Source organism: Rothia sp. P5766 (genome assembly GCF_048513555.1).
GTDB lineage: Bacteria > Actinomycetota > Actinomycetes > Actinomycetales > Micrococcaceae > Rothia.
The window spans coordinates 1-25,218 of sequence record NZ_JBLXXS010000001.1 but is presented as its reverse complement, the minus strand read 5'-3'; the positions used below and the strand labels follow the sequence as shown (position 1 = coordinate 25,218).

Sequence of the window (25,218 nt, the reverse complement as noted above, 5' to 3'; positions counted from 1 at the left end):
AAACCCCGCAACTAAGGCCAGAAGCCCTAGAGCCCCAGGGCCTGCACCGCCCGCACCAGGGAGATATGGGCAAGTGCCTGCGGGAAGTTACCGGTCAATCGCTGCTCGTCAAAAGAGTATTCGGGGCTCATCAAGCCCAAATCATTGGCCTTATCCAGAACCGTATCAAGCAGGGCACGGCCATCCTCTTCGCGGCCCGAACGAATATACTGTTCAGCCAACCACAGCGAGGAAACGAAATGGGGGTTACTCTGCCCCTCAAAGCCATCATGAGAATCCGAATTATCGTAGCGGTAAATCATGCCCGACGGGTGACGGATAGTCTGCTCTATTCGCTCTACCGTTGCCAACAGACGGGGGTCATCCCAGGCTAAGAGGCCAATCTGTGGGAGCTGCAGCAGAGAGCTATCTACTGCTGATCCTCCATAGGTAGAAACAAAGCACCCTAGCTCTTGGTTATAACCCTTGGTCAAGATATCTTCAGCTACTGTATCGCGGCAGTGCTCCCAGACGGCGGCGTCCCCGTCCAGCCCGAAGTCGCGCACCGCCGAAACACCGGCATCGAAAGCCGCCCAGAGCATGGCCTGAGAGTGGGTATAGACGGCAGGTTCACCAAAGGTTTCCCACATGGAACGATCGGGCTGGCCAATGCGCTCGGTCGCAGCCTTGAGCAGAGCCTTTTGGAGGGGCCAGGACAGATGATCCTCGGCCACCCCCTGCTCGCGCAGGTGGGCAAAAGTAACCAGCACCTGGCCCAGGGCATCACCCTGGAAACGGTCGCCAGTGCCATTGCCGGAACGGACGGGCTGGGAGCCTTCGTAACCGGGTAGGGCTAGGCGGCGCTCGATGTCGTCTTTTTCGCCAGCCAGCCCGTAGACCGCGTGAATCTGACGCGGATTATTAGCCAGCGCGCGCAGAACCCAGTTGCGGAGCTGGGCGGTTTCGCGTTCGTGGCCGTGGGCCAGGGTAACGTCCATAGCCATGGCAACGTCGCGGAGCCAGGTGAACCGGAAGTCATAGTTGCGTTTGCCACCAATAACCTCGGGCAGGGAGGTGGTCACCGATGCAACCAGGGCACCGGTTTCGCGGGAGATCAGGGCGCGCAGCAGCAGCAGGGAACGCAGGCGAGCTGTGCGGTAACGCTGGTTAGCCTCATTACGGCGGCCCGATGCGGTAGGCACAACAATCTGCTGGGCCGCAGTCTGAGCTAGCTCCTGGTAGGTTTCTAGGTCTACCTCAGGAGCGGCGGTGTTAGAACCGGCGTCCAGTAGGGATGAGGGTTTCTCGTGCTCCTGCTCCACATCGCGGACCGCCGAAATCACAGTGGCCTGGGGTGTGGTGCCGGCGTCATCAGGGGCCGGGGGCTCTTCGTCCGCAGTGGCAGGCATGTAGAGATCAGACCATTCGCCCCACTGCTCCTGGGTGTAGGTCAAGGCGGTGAGGTAGTCCACCGGCGCAGGCGGGTTGTGGTTGGAGGCAAAGTAGGACAAGGTAAAGGTGTAGCTCTGGCCTGCCGAGACGGTGAAAGTTTCGGCTTTAGATTCAGGGTCGCCCTCGGGTAGAGAGTCGCCCCGGAAGACCAGCGCATGGGGGCCTGCCATGCCCACCAGCATGTCAGTGGATGGGTCGGCCTTACCTGCGGTATCGACACCACCGTAACGGGTCACCCAGGGAATAGTGCGACCGTAGTCAAAGCGTAGGGCTAGCTCGTGGTACATGGTGACTTCGCCGGTCAAGCCCTCAACGTTACGGACGATAGTGGTCCCGCCGGAGAGCGGCATAAATTCGGTAACCCGCACACTGGAATCACCCACAAACCAGACGGTTTGCAGAATGAAGGTGTTTTGGCGGTAGGAACGTTCGGTGCGGATCTCTTCTACCGGTGCAGGATTGACCGATTCGAGGGGAGCTAAAAGCCATCGACCGTGCTCGCGCTCGCCCAACAGAGCCGCAAAAACGGCCCGAGAGTCAAAGCGCGGGGCGCAGAACCAGTCGATGGAACCGCTACGCGAAACAAGCGCACCGGTATTCATGTCTGAGAGTAGGGCGTAGTCCTCGATATAAGAAGCCATGTCTTTCAGTCTAACAGGGTACTTAGTATCGGGCCGGGCTGGAGAATTTCTATAACACCCCTTGAAAATATACCCCATGGGGGTATATGTTAAGAGGCATGAGCCAAGAACATTGCCCGGTAGAACACCAGCACGGCTACACCGCAGACAAAGATGCCTACCTCAAACGGCTCCGCCGCATCGAGGGGCAGGTGCGCGGTATCCAGCGCATGGTGCACGAGGACACCTACTGCATAGACATCCTTACCCAGGTCTCAGCCATCAACGCAGCCCTCCACAGCGTCTGTCTGCAACTGCTCGAAGACCACGTACGCCACTGCCTTGTCGACGCCGCCCATCAGGCACACGATACCGGGCACGAAGAACCGCTCGACGAAAAAATCTCAGAAGCCATGGCCGCTATCTCGCGCCTGGTCAAGAGCTAACCCAAGGAGAAAATCATGACCACCACCGTCAAAGCAAGCGGCCTCACCTGCAACCACTGCGCCATGAGCGTGCGCGAAGAAATCGAAGAGATCCAGAACGTCACCGGCGTTGAGGTTGAGGTTGTCAAGGACGGCCAATCCACCGTCACCATCAGCCACACCGGCGATCTTGACCCCGCCGCTGTCACCGCCGCTATTCAAGAAGCCGGGTTCACCCCGGTCGCCTAAGCCCCTAACCGGGTGGGAAAACTAACCCATTGGCAAGCCCCCTAAATGCCAGCCCCCCTAAAACGCCAGTCCTGAGCCAGCTTAGTCAGGGGTAGCTTTCCCGCCAGCCCCGCCAGTTGGCTACCAAGGCGCACCACCCCCTAAATGCCAGCACTGAAAGAAAGAGCTATGCCCACAGCACCCGCCCCGGACCTTTTGACCGGTGACACTCGCATCGTCACTCTGAGCGTAGGGGGCATGACCTGCGCCTCCTGCGTGGGGCGGGTGGAACGCAAACTCAAAAAGATAGGGACAACCCCCTCGGTGAACCTGCCCCTAGAAACCGCGCGGGTAATCGCCCCGGCAGATATGCCCGATGAGCACATCATCGAAACCATCGAAAAGGCCGGCTACACCGCCTCCCTCAAAAATGATGAGGCCCAGTGCCCAGACGAGGATGCTCAGGCAAGGCTTCTACCCCAGCTCATCCTGGCGGCCTTGCTGAGCATACCCGTCTTCCTTATCTCTATGTTCGCCACCTTCCAGTTCCCCCACTGGGGCTGGGTGGTAGCGGCTCTCACCCTGCCGGTGGCCACCTGGTCGGCGCTCCCCTTTCACCGCCCGGCCTGGACCAATCTACGCCACGGCTCCTTGACCATGGACACCCTCATCTCTTTGGGTGTTATTGCCAGCTACGCTTTTTCGCTCTGGCAACTTGCCACCAACCCCGGCATGACCGCCCACGCGAGCAGCTCCCACGGCGGGCACGGCATGGAACACATGCTCTACTTTGATGCAGCCACCATGATTACCCTCTTTTTGCTGGTGGGGCGGCATATTGAGCACCGCACCCAGCGCCGCTCATCCCAGGCTTTACGCGCCTTGCTCAGTGTAGGAGCCAAGAGCGCTACCGTCCTTCAGGGCGGTGCACAGGTAGAAGTCCCGGTCAAAGACCTGCTCCCGGGCGACATCTTTCTGGTACGCCCCGGCGAGAAAATTGCGGTGGACGGGCAAGTAATCGAGGGACGCTCCGCCCTGGACACCTCCCTGCTGACCGGTGAGTCCCTCCCCCTGGAGGTCGGTGTGGGTGACACCGTCATTGGTGCAACCATCAACACCTCCGGGGCACTCACCGTCCGCGCAACCCGCGTGGGTACCGAGACGGTCCTGGCCCAGATGAGCCGCACCGTAGCCCAAGCCCAAACAACCAAGGCTCCCATTGCCCGCCTAGCCGATAAGGTATCGGCGGTCTTTGTTCCCATAGTTATTGGGGTAGCTGTGCTCACCCTGGCTGGCTGGCTCCTAGTGACCGGCGATATCAACGATTCCTTCACCGCCGCTGTCTCCGTCCTGGTCATTGCCTGCCCCTGTGCCCTAGGTTTAGCGACCCCTACCGCCCTGCTAGCTGGCACCTCGCGCGGGTCCCAGCTCGGCATTCTGATTCGCTCAGCCCAGGTACTAGAAAACACCAAAAAAGTAGGTACTATCGTCCTGGATAAGACCGGAACCGTGACAACCGGTGAGCTGGCTGTGACCGAAGTTTTCCCCTTCCCAGGCTACGACGCCACCAGCCTGCTGGCCCTAGCCGGGGCGGTGGAGGCTCACTCCGAGCACCCCATTGCCCGCGCTGTCGAAGCCGCCGCGCACACAGCCCACAAACAGGGAAGCAGCCACACTCTTCCCTCGGTCACCGATTTTGAGTCAGCCCCCGGTGGCGGCGTGCGAGCAACCCTCCTGCACAAGGGCGCGCACCGTCATATTGTCCTGGGGCAAAAGAGCTTTCTGAGCGGTGAAGGTGTTGAGCTGAGCCAGGCCCAGGACCAGGCCCTGCGCACCCAGCAGGAGGCCGGTCAGACTACCGTGATTCTGGCTGTCGATGGGCAGGTTGCCGGGCTAGTATCGCTCCAAGACTCCCCCAAGCCCGATGCCCTTGCCGCGCTGACCCAGCTTAAAGAACTGGGTCTGACCCCCGTCCTCCTCACAGGTGATGCTCAGCCGGTAGCGCGGGCTATCGCCGCCGAGGTGGGCATTGCAGCCGAGAACGTATTTGCAGAAGTCAGCCCGCACGATAAGCTAGCCACCATTACCCGCCTGCAAGAAGGCGGGCGGGGAGTCGCTATGGTCGGTGACGGCGTGAACGATGCCGCCGCCCTAGCCAAGGCAGACCTGGGTGTTGCTATGGGTTCAGGTACCGATGTGGCCATGGAAGCGGCAGATATGACCATTATGCGCAGTGATCTGGCCGCCCTGCCCACCGCCATCAGGCTCTCTCGGGCTACTCTGCGCCTCATTAAGGGCAACCTCTTCTGGGCCTTTGCCTATAACACGGTAGCAATTCCGGTGGCGGCCGCTGGACTGCTCAACCCCATGATTGCCGCCGCCGCTATGGCCTTTTCGTCAGTTTTTGTAGTATTCAATTCTGCCAGGCTATTGGGTTTCAAGGGATAAACAGCTAGATTGAAAGGTAGGAGAGGGCTCAGGCACAGCCAGTTCTAAAAAGAAATTAAAAAATTTTAGAAATCTGCGTGACATCTGCCGGGCTCACCCCGTCTTAACCTATGACAGCGCAACTGGCATAGGTTGCGGTTTCTTCGGATTCCGCAACCTGCGCTGTCACCTTAATACCTACCTAACAGAAATTAGGAAATAATATGAACCAGACACCTGCAACCACCCCCGCAACCCTGGCTGAAAAGAAGAACCAGGCTCCCGTCAAGAACACCGGTGCAGCAACCGGTCAGGGGACCACCAGCATCAATGACGGTGTTGTCGCCAAGATTGCCGGTATCGCACTGCGCGATGTTGAAGGCGTTTACGATCTGGGTGGCGGTGCCGCTCGTGCCATGGGTGCTCTGCGTAGCGCTGTTGGCCAGGACAACAACCTCAAGCAGGGTATCAGCGTAGAAGTAGGCCAGACTCAGGCTGCTGTTGATCTGTCCATCATCGTTGAGTACCCCCACCCCATCTACGATGTTGCCGAGAACGCCCGTAAGGCTGTTGTAGAGGCTATCCAGTCACTGGCTGGCCTTGAGGTCACCGAAGTAAACATTGAGGTCCTTGATGTTCACGTACCCGGCGATGACCAGGACGCTGAGCAGAAGAACGATGAGCAGGAAAGCCGCGTTAAGTAATGTCTAAAGAATTCACAGGCGCTCTCATAGGAGCCCTTCTGGCCTTTGCTGGCCTCCGCTACGGTTTTGGAGGGTTTGTCCTCTTTGCTGTGCTGATGGCTGCAGGTGCCACGATTGGGCACCTGGTGCAGAGCTCAGATCTTTCAGTGGGTAACATGCTGGATTCGGTACGTAAGAATTCATCATCACGCTAATCCCAGAATTCCAAATTCATGCGCAGGTGGTTACTCAACCACCTGCGCATAGGATAGATCAGGCTTTTAATGAATAAAAATACCACCGATAGCGGCCCCGGTAGCACGAGAGTACGCAAGAAAGCTCTTGTCTCTATGTCTCATGCGGTAGCGGCTCAGGAACTTGGTGTACCCTCCGATCATGTCCAGTCATCAATTTTTGATGATGCTGGCAAGCTGGGGGTAGATATCAACCTTGACTACCCGCTTGGCCCAATCCATGATGCAAAAGCTCTTGCTCAAGGTACCCACGGGCAGGGAACTATTTTTGATCTTCTTGCCCAGGCGCGGGCTCGTATAGCCCGGCAACTTACTCAGCTCTGTGGCTCAGAAGTGGGATCAATCAACATAGCACTCGATGGAACAACTAGCCCCAGCAGTGATAAGGCAAGGGTGCAATGAAGCAACAAAACTCTACACCACAGCATCAGCAGACCTCAGGCCAGGTTGACCAGGCCTCTTTCATCGGTTCACGGCAAGAAGCTGGCCCTTATGAGCGCTTACTGGCCCGCCAGGAGACTCACTCATCCCGCTGGCTGACCACAGTCATTGTCAACACTGTACTCATTTTGAGCCTTTCCTGGCTGGGCACAGAACTTGTTCTTTCGGCCCTGGGCCAACCTCCCCTCCTCATCACCGGCGAGGATCTCTTTTCAGGCTTCTTTAAGCTCGATGAGCTTCTCAGCCCTCTTTGGGGCGTCATCATTGGGTCAGTTCTAGTTCTACTGGGGCTGGTATTGCTTGCCCTCAGCCTCCGTCCGGGGCGCCTGAGCCGCCACAGTGCTCGTTCAGGGCGCTTCGCTATGGTGGTTGATAATAAAGCCCTGGCCTCATCCATCAGCGCAAGTGTGCGTGCTCGCACCGGCCTTGACCAGGACCAGGTAGTAACCAGTGTTAGCCCTCGCCAGATTAAAGTTACTGTAACGCCGACCTCTGGCAGGCCGCTGGATCAGCAGCAGGTGCATGAGCTGGTTAAGCAGACAGTAGCCAACCTGGCCTTGCAGGACCAGCCGGGTACCAAGGTAGTTATTGAGAAGCAGGGAGCTATATAAAATGGGTAACACTCCCAGAAAACTAAACCGTTTCTTTCTAGCTGTGCTGGGGTTGGTCTTACTTGTCCTAGGGCTTGTGAGCCTTTGCCTTCCCCTTGTGCCCCAAGCTCAAGATCTATGGGCCGAGTATGTACAGCCCTTGGAGGAACCTGCCCGAGCTGCCTTTGATAGGGTTGCCTTCAACACCGTTGACGGTCAGACAAGCCTACTGACCCTGCTTTTTGTTCTCTTGCTTCTCTTAGTTGTAATCGCCCTCATGATGGGAATAATTGCTCAGAAGCCTAAGAAATCAAAGACCCTGCTCAGTCAGCAGGACACCCAGACCGCTGGACGAACCACTATCTCCGATAAGTTCATCAAGCAGGCCATCACCGATGGCTTTGAAAGTCACCCCGACATCCTCTCGGTATCCGTCAGCTCCCAGGAGCTCAAGCGCTCCTCAGCCTGCTCGGTCAAACTTGAGGTCAGACAGGGTGCTGACATCGCCAGCCTCGAAAAAAGGGCAGCTCAGGTTGTTGCGGGCTTAGATCAGCTTTTGGGTCACAAGATTCCCTTACTGGTCCGAGTGACCGGTGGACTGCGGTCCACCTTCGCAGACGAGACCCAGCGGGTTCGGTAAAATAAATTGTCTCTAAATTCTAAGCGCGGTGCACTGTCCCCCCAGAGCATCGCGCTTAGCCATAGGGGGTTTCCCCCGTCAATACTTTCAGGAGTCTGTAGTGACAGAACTGAGCAACCGTCACCTCGCGGAGTTAGCGCCAAGCCTACTTCTGCAGCGAGCTGTTGATGGTGACTCGCAGGCTTTCCGCTTGCTGGTACAACCATATTTACCCATGATGCGGGCCTATGCTATTCGACTAACCGGTAACTCAGCGGATGCGGATGATGCCCTCCAAGATTCTCTTCTACAGGCCTGGCAAAAGCTTGATACCCTCCAGGATCCCGCTCAGTTTAAAAGCTGGGTGATGAAACTGACCGGTCGCAAAAGTATCGACCTGCTCAGGAAGCGCAAACCTAACGCGGATATCGATGACTACCACCACCTCAGTGATGGTTCAGCAAGTCCTGAGGACCTTGCAATGAGCCGCTCTGAGATTGATACGCTCAGCCAGGCCCTCAAGAAACTACCGGTAGATCAGCAGCGAGTCTGGATCATGCGTGAATACGGCGCCTGTAGCTACCAAGAAATTGCTCAGTCCCTGGGGATGAGCACACCCAGCGTCCGGGGCAAACTCGCACGTGCACGGGCCACACTCCTCGAAGAGATGGAGGGAAAGAACTAAAATGACTAACTGCAGTATTCCTCTAAGCGCCCTGAGCAGCTGGGTTGATGATTTAGAGACAGACTCACAGAAGCCACAGCTAACACGTCATATTGATTCATGCCCGGAGTGCGACCGCAAAGTCGCCTCTCTTCACAAGCTTCACTCCCTCGCTAGCCAAGACTTTGACCACGAGGTTAAAGAGCTAGAGAAGGATTTGAGCTGGGCGGAGAACCTCCTGAGCAATCTGGTTCTAGAAGCCAAGGCAGGCCGTTCAATCCCCCTTCCCTCACCACACCAGGCTGTACGCATCCGCCAGGACGAAGGGGCTGTTGTGGCAGCTGTAAGAGCTGTTGCAGATGAACTTGATGAAGTAATCATCGGCCAGTGCCGGCTAGAAGGTGACATTGAGACCCCAGGGGCTCCTGTGGAAGTCAATGTGACAGCATCTGTTCAGATAGGTCTGGTTATCCCAGATTTGGCCCAAGCCCTGCGCTCTAGTATTCAGGAATCACTGGAACGGTGCAGCGAGCTTAATATTGTCGCAATCAATATCACGATTCAGGACCTTCATGAAAAATCCCTCAATGACTAGCCCAAGTGCGCCCATCCAGGAAATCTACCTTGAGCCTGCTGATGCCCCGGCCTCTCAGGAACAAGAAGGGGCTAGTAAACCTCACGACAGGAGCGCTGGGGAGCTTGACCTTGACCGCTTGCGGCAGCTAGTTCTGCAGGTTCCAGGGGCTCATAAGCTATACCCGCGTACTCCTTACCTGATAGACCTGGTCCGTGCCCCGCTCTTGACGGAAGATACCGAAAGGGCCCAAGCTTTAGAGCACGACGCTGAGCAAGCCAGCTCCCTGCCTGCCCAAGTCAAGGTTAGATTGGGTATCAGTGCAAGCCACAATGTAGTTGAGGTTACCCAAGAGGTGGGGTTAGCCCTAGCTGCCGAGCTACCCGGCCACCCTATCCATCTTGAAGTCGTTAGTTGCTCATAAGCTGACTCTGAGGTTCTCCGGTTGATACCCGGTCTAGCTAGCCAAGAATCTGTGAACGGTAGGCTGAGGGACTTAGACCGTACTGAGTTTTAAAGGCTTTGCTCACATAGGAGGGATCAAAGAGGGCGTAGCGGGCGCTGATGGCCTGCACGGACTCTGCCCTGTAGCGCGGGTTTGCTAGGTCCTCTCGGATTCTTTCCAGACGGCGGACACGAATAAAGGCAGAGACTGTCTGCTGGTGGGCTGAAAAACGGCTGTGGAGTTGGCGTAGAGAAATATAGAGAGCTTCAGCTATTTTGCTGGGGCCTAGATCTGGGTCGTCCAGGTGCTCCTCTATGTAGGCTACTGCTCGGTGATATATTGTGTGTGCCGGTTGACGCCCAGCTTGTGTAGACTCAGCAATCATAACTGTAATGACCATCTCTAGGGCAGAGCGTACCAAGGCTAAGGCGTGAGGCCCTCCTAGCTCCTCCAGATTGGTCGCTAGCTGCTCAAAAAGCGGAACCGCGAATTTCCCAAGCCCCTGGGATTCAGAAACCGGAGTGGCCGTTATCAGGTCGGTATATTCAGGGCTGAGGTGTACAAAGCTCTGCGGGAAAAGTACGACCAGGCTACGTTGGGGACCGGTGTAATCAAGTCGATAAGGACGCTTGGTGATATAGAGAGCAAGGTCGCCGGGGTTAAGGGTGCACCTACGGCCGTCCTGGCTTACCTGGGATTGTCCCTCTAATTGCAGGCTGAGTTTGCAGTAGCCGCCCTGTACCTGCTCTGAGGGCTCAGGGTCCCTGCTAACTGAATGGGCCGGTGTGCGCATGTCCAAGAGCATAATTTCCCCCAGGGAGGCAGTGCGAGCGCTGGCCCTAAAGCTACCTGGGTTGGGGGCTTTGATCTCCAGGGGGCCAAAAGTCTCCCGGACCCGCTCAACCCACTGGGTAAAGCCCATAGGGTCGTGGTGCCGAAAGTGGTAGGGGGAAGACTGCTGAACGGGCTGGCGCATGGATTACCTTTCTGGGGGGCTTCTCACACTTTAGCGGAAGTGAGGCGTAGCACACCAGGCCAAGGGTTGTGCGCTCCCCACCTAACGCAACCCTGCAGCCCAATCCCACCATGGATATAACTGTTCATACATAACTAAGGAGCTGACAGTGTCGTCACTACCCACCACCTACCAGGAACTTCTTGAGCGCGTCACCACCGGTGGCAGCCGAGAGGTTTTTGACCCGGCAACCGAAGAGCTCATTGGTCTTGCACCGGTGCAGGGCGAAGACGTCCTCAACGAGCTGGTCGAGAAAGCCCGGGCGGCCCAGCCAGCCTGGGGTGCCCTCTCGCACGCTGAGCGTAGCGACTACCTGATGAAGATGGCTGATGCCATTGAGGCAAGCGCCGAGCCGCTGGCTGAGCTCCTTTCCAGGGAGCAAGGCAAGCCCCTGAACGGACCTAACGCCCGTTTTGAGGTCGGTGGTTGCGTGGCCTGGACCCGGGCTACAGCCTCCTTTGCTATGGATGAGGAGGTCTTGGTAGATGATGAAGAGACACGGGCTGTCCTCAATTATCGGCCTATCGGTGTAGTAGGTGGCATTGGCCCCTGGAACTGGCCGCTGATGATTTCTATCTGGCAGATTGCCCCAGCCCTGCGTATGGGCAACACTATTGTGCTCAAGCCCTCTGAGTACACCACTTTGAGCGTGCTGGCCCTGGTAGAGATTATCAATACGGTCCTGCCCGAGGGAGTGGTCCAGATTATTGCCGCTGATCGCGGTGTCGGTGCAGCTATGAGCACCCACCCCGGCTTTGACAAGATTACTTTCACCGGGTCTACCGCTACCGGTAGAAAAATTGCTGCCTCGGCAGCAGATACACTCAAGCGGCTCACCCTGGAGCTTGGTGGTAATGATGCCGGTATCGTTCTTGATGATGCTGACCCCAAGGCTATTGCTGAAGGTCTCTTCTGGGGAGCCTTTATTAATACCGGCCAAACCTGCGCCGCTCTGAAGCGTCTCTACGTACCCGACTCACTCTATGATCAGGTCTGCCAAGAGTTGCTAGCTGTTGCCCAGCAGATGCCTATGGGTGTTGGTCTGGACGAGCAGAATGTTCTGGGGCCGCTCCAGAATAAGGCCCAGTACGATATTGTTGCTGATCTGGTCCAGAAAGCTAAGGACTCTGGCGCCCGTATTCTACTGGGTGGGGATCCCGACGAGAGCGCCAAGGGTTTCTTCTACCCCACTACCTTGGTTGCAGATATTGATGGAGATAATCCTCTGGTGGTTGAGGAGCAGTTCGGCCCGGCTCTGCCGATTGTTCGTTACTCCACCCTGGAAGAGGCCATTGAGGAAGCCAACAAGCTGGATGTAGGGCTGGGCGCTTCGGTCTGGTCTCCTAATATTGAGCGGGCCCGCGAGGTTGCGTCCAAGATTGAGGCCGGTACCGTCTGGATTAATAAGCACGGCGCTATTGATCCCCGTATTCCTTTTGGTGGTATCAAGCAGTCTGGCTACGGCATCGAGTTTGGTGTTGAGGGGCTCAAGCACATGGGCCTACCCCAGGTCATTTGCGAGTAGGGCGCCATCATTTTTTGAGGGCCCCGGCCTGTCTCCTTGTGGAGCGGGCCGGGGCCCTTGTGTACCGCGCGCCCACCCTATGAGGCAAACCTTCGGGTGAGGGCAGTCCGTCACCCTGCCTGACCTTATTTACTGACCAAATGGTAAAAAAATAGTGCGCCCCGGGTGTGCCAAGCCCAGTTTTCATATATGATTTCTTGCAAGGCACTGTGATGCCCGCCTCATAAAGGCCCCTGACTTGACCATGACACACAAGGAGACGCAGATGTCTTCACCCGCCACAGCACACAAAATAAATAAAGAAGAAAGAAAGGTCCTCGCCGGAACCCTCATTGGCACAACCATTGAGTGGTATGACTTCTTCATCTACGCCCAGGCAGCCGGCCTGATTCTGGCCAAACAGTACTTCACACCCGAAGGTGAGGACAACACCCTAGCCCAGATCGTCGCCTGGGCCTCCCTAGGTATCAGCTTCATCTTCCGCCCCCTGGGGGCAGTAGTAGCCGGGCATATCGGCGATAAGTTCGGCCGCCGCATCGCCCTGGTCCTGACCCTCCTGCTCATGGGGCTAGCAACCGTAGGTGTAGGCTGCGTACCCACCTACGCCCAAATCGGCATAGCCGCTCCCCTACTCATCGTCCTGCTGCGCATTATTCAGGGCTTCTCTGCCGGTGGCGAATGGGGCGGTGCGGCCCTCATGTCTGTAGAACACGCCCCCCGCCACCGCCGCGGCTTCTTTGGCTCCTTCCCACAGATTGGCGTGCCCCTGGGCATGATTCTGGCAACCCTGGTCAATCTGCTCCTCAACGCCATCCTCACCGAAGAACAGTTCCTAAGCTTCGGTTGGCGCATTCCCTTCTGGTCCTCCATCATCTTGATTTTGGTTGGCTTCTACATCCGCCACTCGGTTGAGGAATCCCCCGTCTTCAAGGAGATGCAAACCCTCAAGAAGAAGGAATCAGCACCCCTGAAACAGCTCTTCAAGAGCAACAAGCGTGAGGTCATCCTGGCCGCCTTAATCTTTATCGCCAACAATGCCGCAGGCTACCTGGTGATCGCCTTCTTTATCTCCTACGGCGTCAAGAACCTGGATATGAGCCGTGGACAAGCCATGACCGCAGCCATCATTGGTGGCCTCAGCTGGCTTATCTTCACCATGGTGGGCGGCTGGATGTCTGATACAGTGGGCCGCGTTCGAACCTTCCAAATAGGCTATGGTCTTATGGCCCTGTGGGCTATTCCCATGTGGTTCCTGATTGATAGCGGCAACTTTGCCCTCTTCACCCTGGCCATCCTGGTACTTACCCTGGCCCTGGGCCCCTCCTACGGCCCCCAGTCCGCTATGTATGCTGAGATGTTCCCTGCCTCCGTCCGTTTCTCAGGTATCTCCATTGGCTATGCCATCGGTGCGATTCTCGGCGGTGCCTTTGCCCCCATGATTGCAGAGATGATTCTCAAGCAAACCGGCCAGTCCTGGATTATTGGTCTCTACATCGCCCTGCTAGCGGTCGTCTCCCTGATTGCCGTCAGCAAGGTACCTCGAGGGATCCAGGAGATAGATTTGCACCCAGCAGATGAAAGCTCCCGGGTTCACTAAGTAACACCTGAGCACAGTAACCGCCAGCCCCCGACCAGAGGGCTGGCAGTTGGCTTTAAGACCGCCCAGCACCCAACCACAAGACTTGACCTAAGTCACATAAAATGACAAGATTTATTGAACGATTGGTCAGTTATTTGGCTCTATGACTCATGCCTTCTCACAAAGGAGTAAGAATGTCCCAGACACCCCAGGCCTATCTCGTGGGAGGCTCCCGCACACCCGTTGGCAGGTATGGAGGCGCCCTGTCCTCCATCCGGCCCGATGATCTGGCCGCCCTGGTCATCAAAGACCTCGTCGAGAAGACCGGCATAGACCCCGCCACTATCGATGAGGTCATCCTGGGCAACGCCAACGGCGCGGGTGAAGAAAACCGCAACGTTGCCCGCCTGGCCTGGCTACTGAATGACTACCCCGATACCGTCCCCGGGATTACCGTCAACCGCCTCTGCGCCTCCGGCATGAGCGCCATTACCCTAGCGGCCCAGATGATTAAGGCAGGGGAAGCTGACCTGGTCATAGCAGGCGGCACCGAGTCCATGTCGCGGGCCCCCTGGGTCATGGAAAAACCGGCAACCGCTTTCGCTAAGCCCGGCCAGGTTTTTGATACCTCTATCGGCTGGCGTTTTATCAACCCGGCCTTTGCCAGCCGTGACAAGTTCACCTACTCCATGCCCGAAACCGCCGAGGAAGTAGCGCGGCAAGAGGGCATCAGCCGGCAAGACTGCGATGCTTTCGCCCTCCGTTCCCATGAGCGTGCCCTGGCAGCTATCAAGGACGGTCGTTTCCGTGACGAGATTGTCCCTGTCACCGTCCGGGATCGTAAGGGGCGCGAAACCCTTGTTGACACCGATGAGGGGCCCCGCCCAGGCACCAGCACAGAAGTGCTGGCCTCCCTACGCCCGGTAGTGAGCGGTGGGTCAGTAGTAACAGCAGGTAATTCATCCTCCCTCAACGACGGTGCTTCTGCAATTTTGGTTGCCTCCGAGGCCGCCCTCGAAAAGTACGGGCTGACCCCGCGCGCCCGCGTGGTGACCGGTACCAGCGCCGGTCTTGCCCCCGAAATCATGGGCCTAGGCCCGGTCCCCGCTACCGAGAAGGCGCTGGCACGTGCAGGCTGGTCTGTAGCCGATCTTGACGCTGTAGAACTAAACGAAGCCTTCGCCAGCCAGTCCCTTGCCTCCATGCGTCGCCTGGGCCTCAACGAAGAAATCGTTAACAAGGACGGTGGGGCTATTGCCCTGGGCCACCCGCTGGGATCCTCCGGCTGCCGTATCGTCATCACCCTCTTAGGTCGCATGGAGCGGGAGGAGGCCCAGCGTGGCCTGGCAACCATGTGTATCGGTGTAGGCCAGGGCGCGGCCCTGCTACTTGAAAGGGTCTAAGCGTGTTTGAACATTTCACCGCCCTCACCCTTGAGGAAAGCCAAGATCGCCTGCTGGTACGCATGAACCGCCCCCAGGTACGTAACGCTATTGACGCAACCATGGTCGCTGAGCTCCACGAAGTATGCGCCTATCTGGAAAACACCCCCAAGATTCTGATTCTGACCGGCTGCCAGGTAGAGGGACGGGGCATTTTTGCCTCCGGTGCCGATATCGCCCAGTTGCGTGAACGCCGCCGGGACGATGCCCTGCGCGGAGTTAACTCGCAGATTTTTGACCGCATCCATAAGCTCCCCATGCCGGTCATTGCCGCTCTTGACGGCTACGCCTTAGGCGGCGGGGCGGAGCTGGCCTACGCCGCCGATTTCCGGCTGGGCACCCCCTACCTCAAGATGGGTCAGCCAGAAACCAACCTGGGCATCATTGCCGCCGCAGGTGGTTTGTGGCGGCTCAAAGAGCTGGTCGGTGAGCCGGTGGCCCTGGAGATCCTGCTGGCCGGGCGTATCCTCAATGCCCAGGAGGCCCTGGATCTGCACCTGGTCACAGAGCTGCACGAACCGGATGACCTGCTCCCGGCTGCGCATGCCCTAGCCGACCGCATAGCCGCCCAGGACCCCCTGGCTATTCGCGTCACCAAACGGGTGTTTGCCGCCCCCCGGCAGGCTCACCCGCACATTGATGAGCTAGCCCAGGCTATCTTGTTTGAATCCCAGGCCAAGTTTGACCGTATGCAGGCCTTTTTAGACCGCAAAAAGAAGTAGAGGTGTCCTATGACCGAAATTCACGAACTTAAAGTACCCGCCCGCGTAGGCGTGCTGGGCGGTGGGCGCATGGGTGCCGGTATTGCCCACGCCTTCCTGCTGGCTGGGGCGCAGGTTCTGGTGGTGGAGCGTGACGAGCTCAGCGCCCAGGCCGCCCGCGAGAGGGTCGAACGTGACCTGGCTAAGTCGCTAGAGCGCGGCACCTTCGATGGCAATCTGGATGAACTGACCGAACGTTTGAGCCTCTCTCTGAGCTACGCTGATTTTTCTGACCGCCAACTCGTCGTAGAAGCCGTACCCGAAAACTGGGACCTGAAAGTCTCGGCCCTGCGCGCGGTAGAGGAAGAGCTTGATGAAAGCGCATGGTTGGCCTCTAATACTTCATCGCTGTCCATTGATGGGCTGGCAGAATCACTAGAACGGCCAGCTCACTTTATTGGCCTGCACTTTTTCAACCCCGTACCGGCTTCACAACTGGTGGAGGTAGTGCAGTCTAAGCATTCCTCCGATGAACTGAAAACCCTTGCACGCACCTGGGTTGAGGGCCTGGGCAAGACCCCCGTGGTGGTCAATGACGCCCCAGGGTTTGCGTCCTCCCGCCTGGGTGTGGCTATCGCCTTGGAGGCTATCCGCATGGTTGAAGAGGGCGTAGCAAGCCCTGAGGATATTGATAACGCTATGGTGCTGGGCTACAAGTTCCCCATTGGTCCGCTGGCTTTGACCGATGTGGTGGGCCTGGATGTGCGCCTGGGCATTGCTGAGTACCTGGAATCGCAGCTGGGTGAACGTTTCGCACCCCCGCAGCTCATGCGCGACATGGTGGCCCGTGGCGAGCTAGGCCGTAAAAGCGGTAGGGGCTTCTACGACTACAGCTAGGTGCCTGCCCTTACTCTGAGGCCCGGTCTTCGAGAAGCCGCAACAAGTCAGCTTCCGGAGAACCGGGCGGGGCTGACGCGTCTGGGCATCCATCTTTCCAGCGGGGCACCCGTATTGTGGACCCGGCAGAAATTTCATGGACCCGCCCCGGCTACTTATTGCGCTAAACCGGCTCTACAGTGATGTTGACGCGCGATTAAAGACCTCTATTGATCCCACTCGTTGTTTCGCGTGTAATGCACTGAGCACTAAATCACAGAAGATTCTAAGTTGAATGGGCCTCATAAGCAAATGTATTTCAGGATTTTTTATTTATATGTATAATCACTAGAGTAAAACGTAGCATAGTTAACAACTAGGGATTAACATGAAAACAAATATGAAAAGTTTCGTCTCACTCGCATTCGTCAGCGCCATGCTTCTAGCCGGGTGCGGGGCAACCAAAGCTAGCGATAGCGAACCGGCGGCGACAGAGAGCAGTGCTTCTACTTCTCAGCAGGTCATTCAATCACCGGCTTCAGCCGAACCCAGCTCATCCACAGAGGCCGCGTCTCCTTCAAGCCCTGCCGCTAGGGCATCTAATTACGAAGCACAGAGCTCCCCCTCAGCAAGTGACAACATTAAGTTGAGTGAACCTTCAGACTCTATGGTTTTAGATGACTTTGCCGCACACAGCAATGGCTGGAAAGACGGGACGTTTTCTATTGCCGGTGAAACAATGACCGGGATTGGAACAAAACTCGATCAGTGTATTGAAGCACCTCAAACAAATGATTTAGGCAATAGCTATGGCTCTGGGGAAGAAACTCTTCGACTAAATTTAGGGCATAAATATAGTTCCCTCAAATTTAAAGCGGGTCAAAACATTGGATCCCAATCCATGGATCAAGTTCTTGCAATTAGAATTACCGATGGAACCAAACAAATAGGTGATATACATACCGTTCAATTTGATGAAATTGTTCCCATTGATATTGATACTACCAACCGAAGTGTTATTTTTATTCAGATTTACATTCAAAAGAAAGGAAGCGACACCTGCTCCAGTAAATCAATTGAGCCGGTAATTTACAACGTGAGCCTATCCTAAATCAGTCCATGGTTAAGTTTTTTGATAAAAAAGGGAAAAATGTTCCAAAAATTTTCTTTTCCTTTGCTGGCATCACTTTCACACTATTCTCCTTCACACTTTGCGCCCCCAGTATCCAAAATTCAGATATTTCATTAATAAATATAGGGGACTCCCGCACCTCAGAAGGGTCCACAAATAGCAATCAGCTCTCAACGGGGCCATCAAGTAGCACAGCTCCTACGATAGATAGCAAGGGTTTGACTATTGGGACATGCCTTAACTCAGGTTCTACTGTCCCTTGTGACACCACCCATAATCAAGAATTGGTCGCTCAAGGGGACACTTGTTCTATGGATCATTTCTACACTTACACTGCAGGAAATAAAGAGTACGACATTCCTGCCCCTGAAGTATCTGTAGAAAAATCCGATGAATCCTGTATTGCAACTTTTCCCATAAGGAGCTCGTCCATTAAGAATATCTGGGATAGTTTGAACTATTCGCCTGAGATTGACCCCTTGCGTGCATGTTATGCAGGTATTCAATCTTCACAAAAAATAGTAAGTTGCGGCGAGCCCCACTTAGGTGAGGTTGTATATCAACAAGCTGAGTCAGCCTCTGAAGCGCTCAACTGCGAAGATCGAGCTAATACTTATATGGGCACATCAACGTATATGTGGCGTGATGATTTGAAGGTGGTTGATCCTGCGCCAGTATTGAACGGCTCTAGGTATTGCATTCTAGAAACTCGCAATAACAAGCCGCTGGAAAGCCAGCTAAGAAATCTCAAGATTAATAAAATAATTACTGGCTAGTAAAAATAACCAACGGGGTACCCATTTTACGGACCTGGCAGAAATTTGCCGGACCCACCCGGGCGGGCTACTTTATAAAGAAACTACCCCTTGATGAAGTTGGTGATTCGCAGGGTGCAGAGCCGGTCCCCGCTCTCCTGGTGGGTGATGATAACTTCGTGGGTGGTCAGTGAGCGCCCCAGGTGAATGGCCTGCGCTACTGCGCGCACGGTACCGGCCCGGGAAGATTTGTGGTGGGTGGCGTTGACATCTACACCTACAGCGACCTTGCCCATGCTGGACGCGTGAATAACGGCTGCCCAGGAGCCCACGGCCTCGCCCAGGGCAAGCATGGCTCCACCGTGCAGTAGCCCCAGCGACTGACGGTTCCCCTCAATGGGCATAGTGGCGACAACCCGCTGAGCCGACTCTTCGAGTACTTCCACACCCAGTTTTTGATCCAGCTCCCCCAGCCTAATCTTCCAGAGTTCCGCCTGGTCGGCGGGGCGTGCATCCTGAGTCATGCTTTTGTTTTCCTTTCTGCCCGGCGGGCTGGGCACTTTCTTTCAAGTGTGATGTGAACTATAGTTTATAGCAATAACTGAACGCTCGGTCACTTATTTGCCGGGCTGTCCCTAGCGTTACCACCTGACCGAGCAAAGGAACCCCCATGACGAGCACTGCCCCTCTAGTCCCCAGCTTCATCAAGGGTAACTGGTGGGTGCCCCAAAACCCCTCCAAGGCCCAGGACGTCCTCAAGGCCGTCACCGGTGAGGTCATCTACCGGGTTTCCACCGAGGGCATCGACACCGCCGGGGCCATCGACTACGCCCGCACCGTGGGCCAGGCCAACCTCAGCGCACTAACCTTCCATGAACGCGCCCTGATCATCAAAGAGCTGGCCCTGCACCTGGGCAAGTACAAGGAGGAACTCTACGCGCTCTCCTTTGCCACCGGCGCAACCGCCCGCGACCACTACATCGATGTAGACGGCGGTATTGGCACACTCTTTACCTTCTCGTCCAAGGGCCGCCGGGAACTGCCCAACGCCCAGGTCATTATTGATGGTGCCCTGGAACCGCTCTCACGCGATGGCTCCTTTATCGGTGAACATATCTACACCACCCTGCCCGGTGTTGCGGTAGAAATTAATGCTTTCAACTTCCCCATCTGGGGGATGCTCGAGAAGTTCGCCCCTGCCTTTATTGCCGGGATGCCCACCATTGTTAAGCCAGCCACCCCCACCGGCTATGTTACTGAGGCCACGGTGCGCATCATGCTGGATTCCGGCCTGCTACCGGAAGGCTCCCTACAGCTCATTTCTGGTTCTGCCCGCGATCTGCTGGATCATCTGGACTACCGGGATCATGTTGCTTTCACCGGTTCAGCTGCCACAGCGCAGACTCTGCGTTCCCACCCCAGCGTCCAGACTAAGGGACTGCACTTTACTGCCGAGACTGATTCACTCAACGCCGCGATTCTGGGCCCGGACGCTACCGCTGATACCCCGGAGTTTGAGGCCTTTATCAAGTCGGTCATGGTGGAGATTACCGCTAAGGCCGGTCAGAAGTGTACGGCTATCCGCCGGGTGCTGGTCCCGCAGGGACGTGCCGGTGAGGTCGTTGAAGCTCTTGCCGCTAAAATTTCGGGCCGCGTTGTAGTGGGCGACCCACAGGCTGAGGGCGTGACCATGGGTTCCTTGGCTTCACCCGAGCAGAAAGCGGAGGTCAGCGCAGCGGTAGAGCGGCTGGTTGCCGCAGGCGGTCAGGTCGCCTTCCAGGGGCAGGCCCCCGAGGGCCCCTCCTTCTACCCGGTGACTGTGCTGACCTTTGCTGATGCTCGAACCCCTGAGGTTCACGCGGTAGAGGCTTTTGGGCCGGTGACCTCCGTACTTGAGTACCAGGATGTGGCAGAAGCGGTGGAGCTGGCAGCCCTGGGCGCTGGTTCCTTGGTTGCTACAGTCTGCACCCACGACGATGCTGTGGCCCGCCAACTGGCTTTGGGCATTGCCGCCCACCACGGGCGTGTACTGATTCTAGACCGTGAGGACGCTAAGACTTCTACGGGGCACGGCTCCCCGGTGCCTCATCTGGTTCACGGTGGGCCGGGCCGGGCCGGTGGCGGTGAGGAGCTGGGAGGTGTGCGCGCTATCAAGCATTACATGCAGCGCACCGCCCTTCAGGGCTCACCCAATAAGCTCACTGCCCTGACCGGGGTCTGGCATAGCGGGGCGGATGCTCGCACGGTGACTCGTGCCCAGGTGGAGGCCGGGCAGGGGGTCCACCCCTTCCGCAAGTCTCTGGCGGAGCTGGAGATCGGGGATCAGTTCGCTTCTGACCTGCGCACGGTGACCCTGGAGGATATCACGGCGTTCGCGCAGGAAACCGGGGATATGTTCTACGCCCACACCGATGAGCAGGCAGCTACCGCTAACCCCTTCTTCCCGCGCAGGGTGGCTCACGGCTACCTGCTGGTTTCGTGGGCGGCAGGCCTTTTTGTGGACCCTGCACCGGGCCCGGTACTGGCTAACTACGGCTTGGAGAATCTGCGCTTTATCACACCGGTCACCTACGATGACGCTATCCGGGTGACACTGACCGCTAAGAAGATTACTCCGCGCGTTACCGACGACTACGGCGAGGTCACCTGGGACGCTGTTCTGCACAATCAGAAGGACGAAGTCGTCGCCACCTACGATGTGCTCACCCTGGTCGCTAAAACCTGGCCTATGCAGGAGATGAGCGAGGACTAAAAACTCTCAGTACTAGAGACGGGAAACGGGAGGGGCCGGTTGCACAAGACCAGTGCCCCTCCTAGCTCTTAGCTGGGATCGTGAGGTAACGAATACTCAGTTTGACTACTTTCTTTCCCCTCCAGCTTGGGCCTTAAGGTTCAACCGCAATGCCCCGGAAGGCCATGTCGACTACGGCGTCGGCCAGGGCCTCAACATCCCCTCCGCGATCCGGGTCGTACCAGACCGCCAGGGAGTTAATCATGCCGAAAATCAGGCGGGCCAGGGTGCGGGCATCCGCGCTTTCCCGCACCTGCCCCGCCTGCTGGGCCGCCGCGACCAGGGCGGCAAGGCGCACGGTCAGGGCACGGCGCTTATCCAGGGCCGCCTCTTGCACCGGGGTGTTGCCCTTGAGCCTGAGGAGCAAGGTGACCGAGGGCAGGTGTTCAGCGAGCACAAAGACGGTTTGACGGACCACAAACTCTAGGCGCTCTCTGGGGTCAGCTTCTAGCACCTCACCGGCTTCAAAAACCTCTTCGAGGGCATCGAGGGCCCGGTCCAGGGCCGTGCGCAGGATCTCCTCTTTGGATGTGACATGGTGGTAGATTGCGCTCTTAGTCAGCCCCAGCCGTTTAGCCAGCATGTCCATGCTGGTGGCGTCGTAGCCGTGCTCGTTGAAAGCCTCAACGCAGACCCGCAGCACCTCTTGGCGGTCGTAGCCGGGGCGGCCTCGTTTGACACGGGCACCGGTCTGAGTGGTGACGGTAGGCTGGGCGCTCACGGGTGGTCCTCTCACATCAGCAGTAGGGAGCCCCCATCTAGCGGGGGCTCCCTACATGCTAACTTAAGCGGACCAGCCTACTCATTGCCCTTGGGCTTGTTACGGTAGTCGTAGATACGGCGAATCTTACCTACCGAGCGGGGCAGAACCTCCGGGTCTAGCACCTCAATCTGGCAGGTGGAACCAATCTTGGTTTTGATATCGTGCAGGAGCCGCTTGCCGGCTTCCTGGGCGGCTTCGAGCGTGACCTCTTCGCGGCGTTCAATGCGCACAGTCATCTCGTCCATACGGCCAGGGCGGGTCAGTTCCAGGGCAAAGTGGGGCGAGAGCTCAGGCTGCTGCAGGGCGAGCTCTTCCACCTGGGAGGGGAAGAGGTTAACCCCGCGCAAGATAATCATGTCATCGCTACGACCGGTGATGCGCCCCAGGCGGCGGTGGCCGGGGCGGGCGGTACCGGGCAGGAGGCGGGTTAGGTCGTGGGTGCGGTAGCGGATAATGGGCAGGGCCTCTTTAGTCAGGGAGGTAAAGACCAGCTCACCGGGGCGGCCCATATCCAGCACAGTGTCATCAAAGGGGTCGATGATTTCGGGGCGGAAATGGTCCTCCCAGATGTGGGAGCCGTCCTGGGTTTCAAAGGACTCCCCGGCCACACCGGGGCCCATGACCTCAGATAGCCCGTAAATGTCGCAGGCTTTGAGGGTTCCGAAGGTCTTTTCAATCTCGTGGCGCATTTCCGCAGTCCAGGGCTCGGCACCAAGCACAGCTGTTTTGAGGGAAGTTTCTTGCGGGTCAATCCCCTGTTTACGGAAGGCATCTGCAATGGTCAGCAGATAGGTCGGAGTTGAAAGGATGGCATCGGGTTCAAAGTCTCGGATGAGCTGAACCTGCTTCTCGGTCTGGCCACCGGACATGGGGATAACGGCAGCACCCAGGCGTTCGGCACCGTAGTGGGCACCCAGCCCACCAGTGAAGAGGCCGTAACCGTAGGCGTTGTGCACCTTGTAGCCGGGTTTAATGCCGGAGAAACGGAAGCAGCGGGCCACCAGGGAGCTCCAGGTGGCAATGTCGTTTTCGGTGTAGCCAACCACGGTGGGCTGGCCGGTAGTACCCGAGGAGGCGTGGATGCGGCGGACATCGCTCATGGGCACCGCGAAGGCTTTGAAGGGGTAGGCCTTGCGGAGGAACTCTTTGTCGGTGTAGGGGAAGAGTTTGAGGTCATCGAGTTCTTTAAAGTCGCCGGGGTGAACGCCGTGGGAGTCGTAGAGTTCCTTGTAGGCGGGGACGTTCTCGTAGGCGTAGTGCAGGGTCCAGCGCAGGCGCTCAAACTGTAGGGCTTCGATCTGGTCCCGGCTGGCCAGCTCTTCGGGGTCGGGCTGGGCTGGGTCTGTGGCGCGGGGCGCGGGGCTGTAGGGGTTCTCTACGCTACAGGTAGAGTGCGGGGTGGTGCTCATGCTGGGTGTCCTTCCGTGGTGGGAGCTGGAGGGGTGATTGACCGCCCGCGCCCGCGAAACTCAGCGATGAGCTTCTGCTTGCAGGTGACGGTGACATCGACCAGGCAGGTTCGCCCGGTGCGGTGGGTGAGTGTGGCTTCTGCTTGCAGGGTTTGCCCTCGGTAGGCCGGTGCAAGGTAGTTGATGTCCACGCCTGTTCCGACCGTGATGCTTTGGGCTAGTTCCTCTGGGTCACTGCTGTTGCAGGCCAGGGCAAAGGCGGTATCTGCGAACGCGAAAGTCATGCCCCCGTGCACCATGCCGAAGCCGTTGACCATTTCGTCTCGGATGTCCATTTCGATGATGGCATGGCCTGGCTCAACGGTGAGCAGGCGGATGCCCATCCAGTGACTGGCCTGGTCCTGCTTGAGCATGGGGTGCTGGGGGGCCACATAACCTCCACAAGAATTTAGTGACCATTCGGTCAGTTATTGTTTAGACCCACTGTTTCACATTTTAGTGAGATGTGCAACACTCTAGGGGGTCTTGTTATCCGGCACCGCAAAGCCCTCTACAGACACAGAGCGTAGGAGAATAGCCCCCACCTGCCCCCGAGGGTTTAGGTGACCGCACCCCCGCTCCTAGCAGCGACGACAATATGGGTGAGGGGGTGACTAGCTGGGGCTGTCGCGGTGGTTACACGGTAGGAGGATATTTTGGTGGCTCTCTTTCAAATAAGCAGCCAGGTACCACGTTCATCATGCCGGAATTGTGACAAGCTCCGGATGATATAATTTAGGATTGGATTTCTCAATACCGATTGGATAAGAATGAGCACATTGCAAGTTCTCATGTTGATAGTGTTTAGCTTTTACACGATATTTGCCGTGACACTATCTGCCAGGACGCTCAACAGTGAAGGCTTTTCTATCAAGTTTGCAACACAGTTTTTTGGGTGCCTCATGGGAATGTTGATGATAATTTTTACAATTATATATTTTTAGGGAAATAATGAAGAAGGCTTTAATAATTCAGATAGTTGCCGCCCTATTTTTATTTACTGGAATTTTGATAATACTTAATACTTTTTCGGGAACTGCATCAACGGTGCACCCCGCAGGGTACATACTGTTTGGAACAGGAGTAATTATATTGATGGTAGCTGGAGCTTCAGCGCACTATGATGAAAAAAATAAAAAATTACCTGGGACGAGCCCTAGAGCCCACGGAATATCTTAGCCTGTGAAATAAAATAAATAATACAGTAATAAAATTTGGAGCGATTGCTTTTCTTGTAGGTTTTACAGTTTTCATCTACAGGTTAAAGGTCCACCCCGACCGAGCAAGCAGAAAGCGTGTCGGTTGAAGTGCTACCCTTAATTTTAATTTCCCCTTACCGGTCGGATAAAAATAGGATACTTATATGAATATTTCCCACTATGTTTATATCTGCTTCATCGTAGCTTCCTTGTTCACAATACCCTTCTTCTACTTTAAGACTAAGAAAAACATCAAAGAAGGGAACCCTGCTGTATGGCCTGAAACCATGATCTTCAAAAACCCCACCCCAGCAGGCAGATACCTCACAACAGTAGGGCCTAGCGTCCTTTGTTTATTCGTTTGCCTCTACCTGCTACTTTTCGGACAGTACGGCCTGCTGAAATGAACAATAAAGAAGTTATGAAAGAAACGCTCAAAACACCCCTCTACTGGGTAGGGGTACTCACCGCCCTCATCGGCTTTATCCTCCTCGGCTACCACGGCTACAAACACCAAGAGCTCTTCATCCCCGGCCTCATAATCCTCCTCATCGGCTTCGCCATCCACGCCTACAACACCATCCGTGCCAT

26 protein-coding genes are annotated in these 25,218 nt (G+C 56.6%); 20 read left to right on the top strand and 6 right to left on the bottom strand.

The annotated features are described in order from the left end of the window. Positions 1 to 26 precede the first annotated feature (26 nt). Positions 27 to 2,072 carry a glycoside hydrolase family 15 protein gene (locus tag ACN08V_RS00130; protein ID WP_419104086.1) on the bottom strand — a complete coding sequence of 682 codons (2,046 nt, stop codon included), beginning with the start codon at positions 2,070 to 2,072 and terminating at the stop codon, positions 27 to 29. A 98-nt stretch (positions 2,073 to 2,170) separates the two neighbouring features. Between ACN08V_RS00130 and ACN08V_RS00125 the strand changes: the two genes are divergently transcribed. The 11 genes from ACN08V_RS00125 to ACN08V_RS00075 all read left to right on the top strand — a co-directional run bounded on the left by ACN08V_RS00125 (position 2,171) and on the right by ACN08V_RS00075 (position 9,380). Further along, positions 2,171 to 2,497, top strand: coding sequence for a metal-sensitive transcriptional regulator (locus ACN08V_RS00125; RefSeq protein ID WP_419104085.1), 327 nt, complete (start codon positions 2,171 to 2,173; stop codon positions 2,495 to 2,497). A gap of 15 nt (positions 2,498 to 2,512) precedes the next feature. Next, a complete protein-coding gene (locus ACN08V_RS00120; protein WP_419104084.1) occupies positions 2,513 to 2,725 on the top strand; it encodes a heavy-metal-associated domain-containing protein in 213 nt (70 codons plus the stop codon). 168 nt (positions 2,726 to 2,893) lie between these two features. Next, positions 2,894 to 5,152 (top strand): heavy metal translocating P-type ATPase, encoded by a 2,259-nt coding sequence (locus ACN08V_RS00115; protein ID WP_419104083.1) that lies wholly within the window; start codon positions 2,894 to 2,896, stop codon positions 5,150 to 5,152. Between the two features lie 203 nt (positions 5,153 to 5,355). Beyond that, a complete protein-coding gene (locus ACN08V_RS00110) occupies positions 5,356 to 5,835 on the top strand; it encodes an Asp23/Gls24 family envelope stress response protein (protein ID WP_419104082.1) in 480 nt (159 codons plus the stop codon). Then, positions 5,835 to 6,029: a hypothetical protein gene (locus ACN08V_RS00105; RefSeq protein WP_419098904.1), complete on the top strand. Its 195-nt coding sequence runs from the start codon at positions 5,835 to 5,837 to the stop codon at positions 6,027 to 6,029. Before ACN08V_RS00110 ends, ACN08V_RS00105 begins: the two co-directional genes overlap by 1 nt. Before the next feature lie 69 nt (positions 6,030 to 6,098). Next, positions 6,099 to 6,470, top strand: coding sequence for a hypothetical protein (locus tag ACN08V_RS00100; protein WP_419098903.1), 372 nt, complete (start codon positions 6,099 to 6,101; stop codon positions 6,468 to 6,470). Next, positions 6,467 to 7,120, top strand: coding sequence for a DUF6286 domain-containing protein (locus tag ACN08V_RS00095; RefSeq protein WP_419104081.1), 654 nt, complete (start codon positions 6,467 to 6,469; stop codon positions 7,118 to 7,120). The genes ACN08V_RS00100 and ACN08V_RS00095 overlap by 4 nt, the downstream gene beginning before the upstream one ends. Position 7,121: 1 nt before the next feature. Continuing rightward, positions 7,122 to 7,739 (top strand): hypothetical protein, encoded by a 618-nt coding sequence (locus ACN08V_RS00090; protein ID WP_419104080.1) that lies wholly within the window; start codon positions 7,122 to 7,124, stop codon positions 7,737 to 7,739. 100 nt (positions 7,740 to 7,839) lie between these two features. Continuing rightward, positions 7,840 to 8,403 (top strand): RNA polymerase sigma factor, encoded by a 564-nt coding sequence (locus ACN08V_RS00085; protein ID WP_419098900.1) that lies wholly within the window; start codon positions 7,840 to 7,842, stop codon positions 8,401 to 8,403. Between the two features lies 1 nt (position 8,404). After that, positions 8,405 to 8,977, top strand: a complete 573-nt coding sequence (locus tag ACN08V_RS00080; RefSeq protein WP_419104079.1) for a hypothetical protein — start codon at positions 8,405 to 8,407, stop codon at positions 8,975 to 8,977. After that, a complete protein-coding gene (locus ACN08V_RS00075) occupies positions 8,970 to 9,380 on the top strand; it encodes a hypothetical protein (protein WP_419098898.1) in 411 nt (136 codons plus the stop codon). Before ACN08V_RS00080 ends, ACN08V_RS00075 begins: the two co-directional genes overlap by 8 nt. 37 nt (positions 9,381 to 9,417) lie before the next feature. On the opposite strand, the gene ACN08V_RS00070 is transcribed toward ACN08V_RS00075, so the two are convergent. Next, a complete protein-coding gene (locus tag ACN08V_RS00070; RefSeq protein WP_419098897.1) occupies positions 9,418 to 10,377 on the bottom strand; it encodes a helix-turn-helix domain-containing protein in 960 nt (319 codons plus the stop codon). A 148-nt stretch (positions 10,378 to 10,525) separates the two neighbouring features. Here ACN08V_RS00070 and ACN08V_RS00065 point away from each other — a divergent pair, with 148 nt between their 5' ends. The 7 genes from ACN08V_RS00065 (at position 10,526) to ACN08V_RS00035 (ending at position 18,447) form a co-directional block, all read left to right on the top strand. Then, positions 10,526 to 11,941 carry an aldehyde dehydrogenase family protein gene (locus ACN08V_RS00065; RefSeq protein ID WP_419098896.1) on the top strand — a complete coding sequence of 472 codons (1,416 nt, stop codon included), beginning with the start codon at positions 10,526 to 10,528 and terminating at the stop codon, positions 11,939 to 11,941. Between the two features lie 265 nt (positions 11,942 to 12,206). Beyond that, on the top strand, positions 12,207 to 13,538 hold the full coding sequence (locus ACN08V_RS00060; RefSeq protein WP_419098895.1) for an MFS transporter: 1,332 nt from the start codon (positions 12,207 to 12,209) through the stop codon (positions 13,536 to 13,538). Between the two features lie 176 nt (positions 13,539 to 13,714). After that, positions 13,715 to 14,923, top strand: coding sequence for a thiolase family protein (locus tag ACN08V_RS00055; RefSeq protein ID WP_419104078.1), 1,209 nt, complete (start codon positions 13,715 to 13,717; stop codon positions 14,921 to 14,923). Positions 14,924 to 14,985: 62 nt separating this feature from the next. Next, complete coding sequence (locus ACN08V_RS00050) at positions 14,986 to 15,684, top strand: enoyl-CoA hydratase/isomerase family protein (RefSeq protein ID WP_419104214.1); 699 nt, start codon at positions 14,986 to 14,988, stop codon at positions 15,682 to 15,684. A 9-nt stretch (positions 15,685 to 15,693) separates the two neighbouring features. After that, complete coding sequence (locus ACN08V_RS00045; protein ID WP_419098893.1) at positions 15,694 to 16,560, top strand: 3-hydroxyacyl-CoA dehydrogenase family protein; 867 nt, start codon at positions 15,694 to 15,696, stop codon at positions 16,558 to 16,560. Positions 16,561 to 16,927: 367 nt separating this feature from the next. Further along, positions 16,928 to 17,650, top strand: coding sequence for a hypothetical protein (locus ACN08V_RS00040; protein ID WP_419104077.1), 723 nt, complete (start codon positions 16,928 to 16,930; stop codon positions 17,648 to 17,650). Between the two features lie 8 nt (positions 17,651 to 17,658). Then, positions 17,659 to 18,447, top strand: coding sequence for a hypothetical protein (locus ACN08V_RS00035; RefSeq protein ID WP_419104076.1), 789 nt, complete (start codon positions 17,659 to 17,661; stop codon positions 18,445 to 18,447). 83 nt (positions 18,448 to 18,530) lie between these two features. Here the strand turns inward: ACN08V_RS00035 and ACN08V_RS00030 are convergent, their stop codons facing one another. Continuing rightward, on the bottom strand, positions 18,531 to 18,950 hold the full coding sequence (locus ACN08V_RS00030; RefSeq protein ID WP_419104075.1) for a PaaI family thioesterase: 420 nt from the start codon (positions 18,948 to 18,950) through the stop codon (positions 18,531 to 18,533). A gap of 146 nt (positions 18,951 to 19,096) precedes the next feature. Between ACN08V_RS00030 and paaZ the strand changes: the two genes are divergently transcribed. After that, complete coding sequence (gene paaZ, locus ACN08V_RS00025; protein ID WP_419104074.1) at positions 19,097 to 21,178, top strand: phenylacetic acid degradation bifunctional protein PaaZ; 2,082 nt, start codon at positions 19,097 to 19,099, stop codon at positions 21,176 to 21,178. A gap of 133 nt (positions 21,179 to 21,311) precedes the next feature. On the opposite strand, the gene ACN08V_RS00020 is transcribed toward paaZ, so the two are convergent. The 3 genes from ACN08V_RS00020 to ACN08V_RS00010 all read right to left on the bottom strand — a co-directional run bounded on the left by ACN08V_RS00020 (position 21,312) and on the right by ACN08V_RS00010 (position 23,802). Continuing rightward, on the bottom strand, positions 21,312 to 21,938 hold the full coding sequence (locus ACN08V_RS00020) for a TetR/AcrR family transcriptional regulator (protein ID WP_419104073.1): 627 nt from the start codon (positions 21,936 to 21,938) through the stop codon (positions 21,312 to 21,314). Positions 21,939 to 22,015: 77 nt separating this feature from the next. Further along, positions 22,016 to 23,389 (bottom strand): phenylacetate--CoA ligase family protein, encoded by a 1,374-nt coding sequence (locus ACN08V_RS00015; protein ID WP_419104072.1) that lies wholly within the window; start codon positions 23,387 to 23,389, stop codon positions 22,016 to 22,018. Continuing rightward, entirely contained in the window at positions 23,386 to 23,802 is a 417-nt protein-coding gene (locus ACN08V_RS00010; RefSeq protein WP_419099436.1) for a PaaI family thioesterase, read from the bottom strand. Before ACN08V_RS00010 ends, ACN08V_RS00015 begins: the two co-directional genes overlap by 4 nt. A 577-nt stretch (positions 23,803 to 24,379) precedes the next feature. On the opposite strand from ACN08V_RS00010, the gene ACN08V_RS00005 reads away from it, so the two are divergent. Further along, entirely contained in the window at positions 24,380 to 24,607 is a 228-nt protein-coding gene (locus ACN08V_RS00005) for a hypothetical protein (RefSeq protein ID WP_419104071.1), read from the top strand. Positions 24,608 to 25,218: the final 611 nt, after the last annotated feature.